General features: G+C 42.9%; 9 protein-coding genes. 6 read left to right on the top strand and 3 right to left on the bottom strand.

Annotation, left to right across the window (positions count from 1 at the left end):
* Together IM450_RS19635 and IM450_RS19640 are read left to right on the top strand one after the other, a co-directional pair.
* The coding region (locus IM450_RS19635; RefSeq protein WP_287670062.1) for a hypothetical protein at window positions 1-238 on the top strand (238 nt) is incomplete at its 5' end.
* A gap of 247 nt (window positions 239-485) precedes the next feature.
* Window positions 486-1511 (top strand): ABC transporter permease, encoded by a 1026-nt coding sequence (locus IM450_RS19640; RefSeq protein ID WP_287671423.1) that lies wholly within the window; start codon window positions 486-488, stop codon window positions 1509-1511.
* A 179-nt stretch (window positions 1512-1690) separates the two neighbouring features.
* On the opposite strand, the gene IM450_RS19645 is transcribed toward IM450_RS19640, so the two are convergent.
* From IM450_RS19645 to IM450_RS19655, 3 genes are all read right to left on the bottom strand, one after another.
* Window positions 1691-2110, bottom strand: coding sequence for a hypothetical protein (locus tag IM450_RS19645; RefSeq protein ID WP_287671426.1), 420 nt, complete (start codon window positions 2108-2110; stop codon window positions 1691-1693).
* Window positions 2111-2319: 209 nt separating this feature from the next.
* Window positions 2320-3357, bottom strand: coding sequence for a polysaccharide pyruvyl transferase CsaB (csaB, locus tag IM450_RS19650; RefSeq protein WP_287671428.1), 1038 nt, complete (start codon window positions 3355-3357; stop codon window positions 2320-2322).
* Window positions 3358-3631: 274 nt separating this feature from the next.
* A complete protein-coding gene (locus tag IM450_RS19655; RefSeq protein ID WP_287671430.1) occupies window positions 3632-4711 on the bottom strand; it encodes a RuBisCO accumulation factor 1 in 1080 nt (359 codons plus the stop codon).
* 213 nt (window positions 4712-4924) lie between these two features.
* Between IM450_RS19655 and IM450_RS19660 the strand changes: the two genes are divergently transcribed.
* The 4 genes from IM450_RS19660 to IM450_RS19675 all read left to right on the top strand — a co-directional run.
* Window positions 4925-5725 carry a carbon dioxide-concentrating mechanism protein gene (locus tag IM450_RS19660; protein WP_002775137.1) on the top strand — a complete coding sequence of 267 codons (801 nt, stop codon included), beginning with the start codon at window positions 4925-4927 and terminating at the stop codon, window positions 5723-5725.
* Window positions 5726-6010: 285 nt separating this feature from the next.
* Entirely contained in the window at window positions 6011-6562 is a 552-nt protein-coding gene (locus IM450_RS19665; protein WP_044034309.1) for a gluconokinase, read from the top strand.
* A gap of 47 nt (window positions 6563-6609) precedes the next feature.
* Window positions 6610-7425, top strand: a complete 816-nt coding sequence (locus IM450_RS19670; protein WP_287671433.1) for a hypothetical protein — start codon at window positions 6610-6612, stop codon at window positions 7423-7425.
* Between the two features lie 480 nt (window positions 7426-7905).
* On the top strand, window positions 7906-8820 hold a 915-nt coding region (locus IM450_RS19675), incomplete at its 3' end, for a hypothetical protein (protein ID WP_287671435.1).

The following is an 8820-nucleotide window of genomic DNA, read 5'->3' on the forward strand; positions in this document are numbered from 1 at the left end:
GTTAGGCACGCCGCCAGCGTTCATCCTGAGCCAGGATCAAACTCTCCATGATGAATCGTTTGATTCTTTTGACTTTTTTTTGTCTCCCCCTTGCGGGTTTGACTTTTTTGTTATAGAATTGCTTCTAAACGAGGCTGTTTTACTTGGCTTTCAAACTATTGTTTTGTCTAGGTTCGAGCGTCGTTTGTTTCGCTTCGCTTTCGCTTTGCTTCAACCGCGCATTTACCAATGTATCTAACTTCCCTAAGTTTGTCAACCCCCTTTGGCAAAATTTTTTGATCTTTTTTCTATCCCTTGCTACGTAAGCTTTTCGGACCTTAGTGTTTTTTGCTAGTCCCTTGATCAGAACTGGCGGGGCGGACAAAATAGTTTATCTGTACTAAATATTTTTCCTCTATTTAATTTTTTATTCAATCCCTCTCGATCGCCTGGTCGATTTTGGGGTATGGTTCCTTGAGAGTCTATTTTCTAATCGGAAAGCCCTCATGTCTCGCCGCTCTGCTTTACAATCCTATTTACTGGTGCGTTTACTCCTAGCTCCCTTGATGTTATGGACGATCGTGACGGTGGTTTTTCTACTGATGCGTGTTGCCCCAGGTGATCCCACGGATGCGATTTTAGGCAACCGCGCCCCTGAAAGTGCCAAAAATGCCCTAAGAGAACAATTAGGACTGAATAAACCCCTATTTTTCCAGTACCTAGACTATATTTTTCACCTAATGCGCCTCAATTTAGGAAACTCTTTAACCAGTAAGGGGGTGACGGTATGGGAGATTATCGCTAAACATTTTCCAGCGACGGTGGAACTAACTTTTTATGGGATGCTGATTGCAGTGATAGTGGGAGTCGGATTGGGAATTATCACCGCTTCCCGTCCCAATACTCCCTTAGACGCGGGGGGACGTTTATTTGGACTGATAACCTATTCCTTGCCGATTTTTTGGGTAGGAATGCTCTTACAGCTAATTTTTGCGGTACAGTTGCGCTGGTTTCCTTTGGGGACTCGTTTTCCTTTGAGTGAAACTCCACCCCAGACAATTACGGGTTTATACACCCTTGATAGTCTGATGACTCTGCAACTAGATAAGTTGCCCACAGCTTTGTATTATCTGGCCTTACCTAGTTTTACTCTCGGCATTCTTTTGAGTGGGATTTTTGAGCGGATGGTGCGAGTTAATCTGAAACAAACTTTGCAAGCGGACTATGTAGATGCGGCAAAAGCAAGAGGAATACCAGAAAAAACGATTATGATCGGCCATGCGCTGAAAAATGCTCTAATTCCCGTAATTACTGTCTTAGGATTAACTTTTGCGGCTCTTTTAGGTGGTGCAGTCTTGACGGAAGTTACTTTTTCTTGGCCGGGTTTGGGAAATCAGTTATATCGGGCGATCTCTCTGCGCGATTACCCAACAGTGCAGGGATTAATGGCTTTTTTTGCGACAATAGTGGTTTTTGCCAGTATTTTGATCGATCTAATCAATGCTTATGTTGATCCTCGCATCCGTTATTAATCAGGGAGAGAGAATTATGAATTATGAAGTGGGGGAGAAGAGAAAGGGGAGAGAGAGTTTGAGCATTTGTACTAATATAAATTTCCCATAGTCCTGACTAACATCTGAAAGCGCGATTCCGCTCTAAGATAGGAATTGCGCTTTGGAATAATCAAATAATATTGAATCTGTTCTTGATTTTATTTGATCGCTGCACCGATGTGTTTTAAAATCTGCAAAACTCTATATAGTTCTTCTCTGGAAATAAAGGGAGCAAATATCCTAGACAGGGCATAATCATGGACATTAGCTCTCAATTTGACCAATAAAATATCATCTCCATTGGTGACGAGGGCAAAGCTAGGTTTTTCTGGCCAGGGATTAGCCATCAAATAGGCTAAGGTTTGCGGTAAGACAGTCCAAACCGATAGGGCGGTTTTTTTTGATTCTACAATTACCACCCAAAACTGATTTAACCAGACTAACACATCGATTCTACCCGATAGTATTTCTTCCCCATCATGGACAGTTAAGCTTACCGATTCCTCTGCGGGTACGCAAAAGGGCGGATCGTAAAAACCCGCAATCGCTAGTAGGGGAGAAACTAACAATAAAGTCACGGTTCCTTCTAATAACTGTCCCGTCGATCTTTGATATAAATACCCTTGTCTTACTTTATCTAAACTCTTTTTTTCATGGCTAGATAGGGACAGTAAATCACTTTGCTATTCGGGAAAAAACGCCCCATCTTCTGTTAAAGAGAGATTAAATCTTGTCTCACCCAGGGCAATAGTCGTGATGGCTTCGGTAATAGCACTCGACATAAAAATTAGCTTACCAATCTAGATAAAATTTCTTGATGAATTAAAGCTCGATCGATTAAAAAATGTTTACGATCGCTGGTTAATCCCTCTCCATTGGCATAAAAATTAATCCAAGTGTTACTAATATCATTAACTGCCTCTGGTAACTGATCTAATTCCCAACCCGGCATCGGTACTTCGGCAATTAATCGCGACACTTTCGGATCATAACTAAGGGCAAAACAACGACAATCTTCTGCCGCGGCCATAATCAAACTATGAAAGCGCATTCCGATCACCATTTCTACCCCGCGAAATAAGCCTTTTAACTGTCTCGGATCCTCTAAACTAATGATTTGATTATTTTCCCCTAATTGACGGGCTACAGCTTCACAGAGGGGCAAATCCCGCGACTTTTGAAAAGGGACTAAGAGAATAAACGCCCCCGTACTGGTTTGCAAATGAATTAAAGCTTGGGTTAATTTATCTAATTTTGCCGGGGTTAATAGGGGATGGGGACGTAAATTGACGGCGATTCTTGGGGCGGGTAAATCCGATAATCCCTTGACTGATTGAGCGTCTAAAGCCCATACTGGATCGGGGGCAACAATGGGACTAATACCCCAACCAGCGACTAAATGAGCCGAAGCATCATCGCGCACAGTAACTAAACTACATTGTTTTAAGACTTTTTTGGTTAACCAACGTGTAAAAGGTCTATTTAATGGTCCAATTCCCTGCCCCCAAGCAATAGTTTTTAAGCCCAATAATTGAGCAAGAGCCATTAAACCACCGTAATAAATTGGGCTGGCAAAACTGGTGACATCCTGCATTAAACTGCCACCACCCCAGATAAATATATCCGCTTTTTTAAGAGTTTTAAAAACTTGCCACCAATCCCTACTAGGACAGGTTTCCACTCCATAACGTTGACTGGTTTCTCTGGGATTATTTGACAAAACAATAGGTTTAATTGCTGAGGGTAACATCTGCAATAGAGACACTAATAATGCCTCATCTCCTCCGTTTCCTCTCCCATAATATCCACAAATTACTGCACGCATATATTCAGTTATCAGTTATCAGTTATCAGTTATCAGTTATCAGTTATCAGTGAACATTTGCCTGTTGTCTGTTCCAGTGTTTTCTTGAAAGTAGGTTTTCCCTTTTTACTTTTTACTTTAAAAATGTCTCTTAGTTTCTTAAGTTATGCTGTCAGCTACAAGTTAGCAGTGACCAGTTTTATTGGATTCAGTGATCAGTTTATCTCTTTTCTAATTCCCACTCATAACTAATAGCTTAAACCTGATCACTGTTTACTGATAACTGATCACTGATTTAGTCGTCCATTTGCCAGGGTTCGGTGATGTTGTTTTCATCGAGGATATTTTTTGCTCTTAAAATCAAGATCAATTCACCTAGTATGGTGACATCGGGGGAACTATCAAACCATTGTAAAAAGACAGAATTATCCCTCTCCACTAGATAATAATTGTTCACGTCCCATTCAGCCAAAACTCGATCGATCACTAATAACACTTCCTCGGACCTGGTGGCAATTGATCGAGGTAATTGATCGCTAGGCCATAAAATCGCTACAGGATCGATCGCTTTGAGAATTGCTTGCCAACCGGGGAGAGGCACGATTGTTTGTTTATCCCCCACCGTTACCAGTCGAAAAGGTTCCTCGACGCTCAGACTTTCTGTGTGTTTTATATCAGTTACCGTCACCGGAAATCTTCCTACTAAAGGAATAATTCTGGCTAATTCGTCCTCATCCTGTAAACGATGGACGGGTAGCAGGGGAGCGCTACGGGAGGGAGTAACGGTAAAATCTTGTAGTAAGGACTCGATCGCCTGTCTGGCCGAGTCAGAATGGGCAAATTTCAACCCTTTAGCGATTAATTTCGCTCTTTCGGCTAAATCTCGCTTTTGTTTGCCCCGTTTCCAACACTGATAAGCGATCGCATCTCCAGGATGACGGGTAAATTCAATGGGAATCTGGGATAAACGGGAAAAATCTTGGATTGCTTTGGCGATATCGTGTGCTTCAGCCACCTCAATCCTTTTTTCTGCCGCTAACTTCGCTGCCCCCAGTCTTTGTTCTTGATTGAGAATCCGTAATTCGTATAGCACATCACTGCGCGGCCCGATGTAGTAACTTAACAAATCTTCATCTGCTCCCGATTTGATTAAACTCTCAAAAACTTGGGCAGCGACAATAATTAAATTTTGTTGGGCATTTTGAAACCCGGTTTGTTCAAAAATTAACTGGGAATCGTAGCCAGCTTTTTGCAGTTTTTGACATTTTTGCCCCCAATTCACCCAATTTCCTTCCTTATGAAGCAGCGAGCGCATTAATTCGGTCGCTTCCGTTTCGCTGATTCGATCATCTGTACTGCGAGGCTGTTCTGTCATAGACAACTTGATCAAGCTACAATAACTAAAATTTATCTAATCCCTCAAAAATCTTCAATAGCAATTAAGGTTAACAGGATAGACTAGATAGTAACAGGATAGCTGACAATCACCCCCTTCGTACCTGTTAGGGCAAGTTTATCTTCAATGTCTAGATTAAGAGTTAATGGAAGCATTCCCCCCTCGTCCACAACTAACCCCGGTCAAAGGACGATGAAAACCAAGCGTCACCCCAAAGATAGTGCCTTGGGTTTAGTCTCTACCCTCAGCTTTCCGGCGATCGTCGGGACGGCGGATATGATGCTAAAATCGGCAGAAGTTACCCTCGTGGGTTACGAAAAAATTGGCGGTGGTCACTGTACGGCGATCGTGCGTGGTAATATTGCCGATGTGCGGTTAGCAGTGGAAGAAGGGGCAAAAACCGCCGCACAGTTCGGACAATTGGTATCTAAATCGGTTATTCCCCGACCGATGCCCAATTTAGAGGTAATTTTCCCAATTGGTAGCCGTTTAGCCGAAATTGCCCAAAGTCAACGGGGTTTCAGCAAACTGAGCAATATGTCCATCGGTCTCTTGGAAACCAGGGGTTTTCCTGCTATGGTGGGGGCAGCTGATGCCATGTTAAAATCGGCCGATGTGCAGTTAGCTTCCTACGAAACAATTGGGGATGGTTTGTGTACGGCCATTATCCGGGGTTCGGTCGCTAATGTGGCCGTGGCCATTGATGCGGGAATGCGGGAAGCAGAGAAAATCGGTGAACTGCACGCGGTGATGATTATTCCCCGTTTATTGGAAGATTTAGAACATACTCTACCGGTGGCCAGCTACTGGTTAGAAACCCCCGAACCTTTACCGATGTTGTTACCCAATACTGTCCGGGAAAAACAACGGGAATTAGTCGCTTTACCGGAATTGGAAAAAACCAAAATACCAATTCGTCGCCAAGAAATGCAGGAAAAAGTGTTAGAAGAAGTGATTCCCGTGGAAGTTATCACCGATGAGGACAGTTATTAATTTTTATTTTCAGCTTTGCTCCTGTGCTGCTAAAAGTACAGGAGCAAAAGGTTGAATTAGGGTTTGAGGCAAAAAGTTTGTTGGTGGGTGTGGGGTGGATACTTGTATCGGGTATGAATGATAATTTCACGGTAAAAAATCTTTACAGAAGACCCCGACAATTAAACCAATCGAATAATGATAAATTTTTGTCAAGGGGTGCGGTCAGATCGAATAATCGTCGCTAGAATTGGCCTAATTGTCAGAAATTTAGTCAGCCATTTTCTAGTAATGAGGAGGAGGTGAATGGACGGTTGCCCATTGGTGTGGATCATTATGGGTGTTGCTGGATCAGGAAAGACGGTTGTTGGTCGGCTCTTATCTGAGCGGCTAGAAAGTGATTTTCTTGAGGGCGATCGCAGACATCCCTTATCGAACATCATCAAGATGCTTTCACAGAAGTCTCTACAAGACGAAGACCGTCGTCAGTGGCTTCTAGAAATAGAGGATGATATTCGACGGGCAATAACTCAAAACAGAGAAGCTGTAATAACCTGTTCTGCTCTGAAAGCTTCCTACAGGAGACAACTGACATCTTTAGGACAAGTTCAGTTAGTTTGGCTAAATGTACCTGAACCAGAGCTAGAGCTAAGACTAGCCAACAGGTTAAATCACTATATGAAACTTGAGATGCTTCATAGTCAAATAGCTTCTTTTGAACCCATCAGTCCAGAGGAAAATGTAATTGCTGTAAACGGACTTTTGATGCCAGATGAAATTGTGAACGAACTGCTAGAAAAGGCGATGCAAATATTTCCAAACATGAAAAAACCTTGGTGGCAGAGATGCGCCGAGTAAAGATTTCTGCCAATGATGGTTATACCAAAAGTGATGGGTTGTAAAAGATGTCAGAAATGCATTCCTACGGTGTTAACAACCAAGCCTTTCGGCTAAAAGTTATGGGCTGGATCGCCTTATTTTCTTTGATTGTATCTCTACAATTACAACCGTTAATTGATTTGGTTAGGACAAACATCTCTAATGCCTTTCCTTTACCACGAGATGTATCCCCCATTTCTTTCTTTACAATTATATTTACCCTTTCTTTTATAGCTTATGATCGATGGTTATGGAAGCTAAACCCATTTGACAAAATACCTAGTTTGTCTGGCACCTGGATCGGGATGGGAAACAATCCTCACTTTGAACTGCTTCGTCTAGAACTAATGCAGATTGATCAGACTTGGACTAGCATATCCATATCAGTGGAAGTTTATCAAGAAAATGAGTCTGGTCCAGAAAATTGGCTGGATACAGTCCATCTGGGTACAGAACATTCTACGAATGCCCGTATTACTGAGTGTTTACGTAAATATTGTGACTTTAACTTTCAATACATACATGATGGTGAAGCAGGAGGGCAAGATTCATTTGGTGGAACATTTTTTCTCAAATATAAATATAAGAAGATGAAAAATAGGAAAGTGGAGATTCATGAGCTAAGTGGTAAATATTCAAATACAAAGACAGGCAAAAATACAAAGACAGGCAAAAATACAAAGACAGGCGAAAAGTTTGAAGGAGTAGTCGGTCGAATTGCTTTTCGTAGAGTTTCCTTTGAAATTTTGGAGCTTGAAGATGCATTAGAAAAGGGGAAGGACTATTTAAATGAGCTTACAAAAGAAATATCTTCTCGTATTAGCGATGACCCCGATATTTAGTGCGATCGCCATTGCCGTAGGGTGCGGTCCCTAATGCAAGTCCTCCTACTCCACTAATAGATTTTTGGGGAACGCACCATGCACATTGATTCAAGCTGTGGGTTAAAGTGCGATGTGGGCTAATCTGGCTAACAGGCTTTTGGGCGTGATATGGGGAAAAGTTCGGGCGATTGCGCCTAAATAGAGTGATATGCCGAAAGTTGACCCATATCGTTAGTCTGGAGAGTGTTATACAGAAAGCTTCCGTATAATCCCTAGTTAGACAGTCACTATGATTCGGTCGCCTAGAGAGGGGCTGTGGATTGGTTTCGCAGCCCCAACCTCCCATGGCTCCCTGCCCACCCCATTGACTTGAGACCCATACTTTTGCAAGGGTTCTCAGAGATGTGTCCCTCAGTCATATCCGGGGGACGCCAGCCCAGAAATTAGGTGCTAAGCTTATCTTTGAAAATCAAGTAGAAATTACTGGAGGATGCAATCATGCCGACACTTCGAATTCTGTATATAGAATGTATAACAACAGGTACAGGTCTTTTCTGGAAAGAGAATGATAAAGCGTTCTCGAAACTTCTAGGTAACATCTTGGACGCTCAGAATAGGTTGCTAGGAACGGCTGGAGCGATAACAGGGTTGACGCCTTTGAAGGTGCTGAAAGATGCAATAAACGTGGCGGGAGACGTATGGAAGGAGGTGACCGATCTGATTGAAAGCCTCGGTCTTGACGGCTCAGATGATTTCTATATAAGTCTTTCTGACCAGGAGAGACAGCAGAAGGTATGGCCTTTACAAGAAGACTATTTTGAATTGGGTAATGAAAGACCTCGAATCACTCTTGATCTAACAATTCCATACGATAGGACGATAACAGTCTATTTTTGGGAAAGAGATACTGGAAGTGACGATGATATTCTTGGTAGTCTCTCTGTGATTAGCCATGAGCTTGCAGGGAGAGGGGGTGAACCTGACACTGCTACAGGTATATTTGTGGGAAGCAAACAAGAAAATTCCTTGTATTACATCGTATTTTCGGGCGGTGTCGCCTTAAACAGCGATGGAAAACCGTCCCCATTAGGAACATCCGCTGCTGCTCTTTCTAAGATTGGCAGCTCTTCATCAGCTCTTCAAGTAGATCTGGCAGATTTATTATCGGTAACTGCCATCAGCGGAGTGCCCGGTGGGGTGACACTGTTTGCGATCAAGGGTGATCGAAAGGTGTGGAGCCAGTATTATGATCCCCGCGTTGAGAATCCAGCATGGTCAGGATGGTTTGAGTTAGGGGGTGGCGTTTCCCCAGAAACCACAAACGTGTCTGCCGTTAGCTCATTACCCGGCGCAGCCAGTCTCTTCGTTGTCGGTTTAGATGGCCGAATTTGGAGCAAGTTCTATGATCCCAGA

The organism is Microcystis sp. M083S1 (genome assembly GCF_020246405.1).
GTDB lineage: Bacteria > Cyanobacteriota > Cyanobacteriia > Cyanobacteriales > Microcystaceae > Microcystis > Microcystis aeruginosa_C.

What these genes read in the sequence shown, in the direction of transcription:
- IM450_RS19640 (WP_287671423.1), top strand. Translation starts at nt 486, where the DNA reads ATGTCTCGCCGCTCTGCTTTACAATCCTATTTACTGGTGCGTTTACTC.
- csaB (WP_287671428.1), bottom strand. Translation starts at nt 3,357, where the DNA reads ATGCGTGCAGTAATTTGTGGATATTATGGGAGAGGAAACGGAGGAGAT.
- IM450_RS19655 (WP_287671430.1), bottom strand. Translation starts at nt 4,711, where the DNA reads ATGACAGAACAGCCTCGCAGTACAGATGATCGAATCAGCGAAACGGAA.
- IM450_RS19660 (WP_002775137.1), top strand. Translation starts at nt 4,925, where the DNA reads ATGAAAACCAAGCGTCACCCCAAAGATAGTGCCTTGGGTTTAGTCTCT.
- IM450_RS19665 (WP_044034309.1), top strand. Translation starts at nt 6,011, where the DNA reads ATGGACGGTTGCCCATTGGTGTGGATCATTATGGGTGTTGCTGGATCA.
- IM450_RS19670 (WP_287671433.1), top strand. Translation starts at nt 6,610, where the DNA reads ATGTCAGAAATGCATTCCTACGGTGTTAACAACCAAGCCTTTCGGCTA.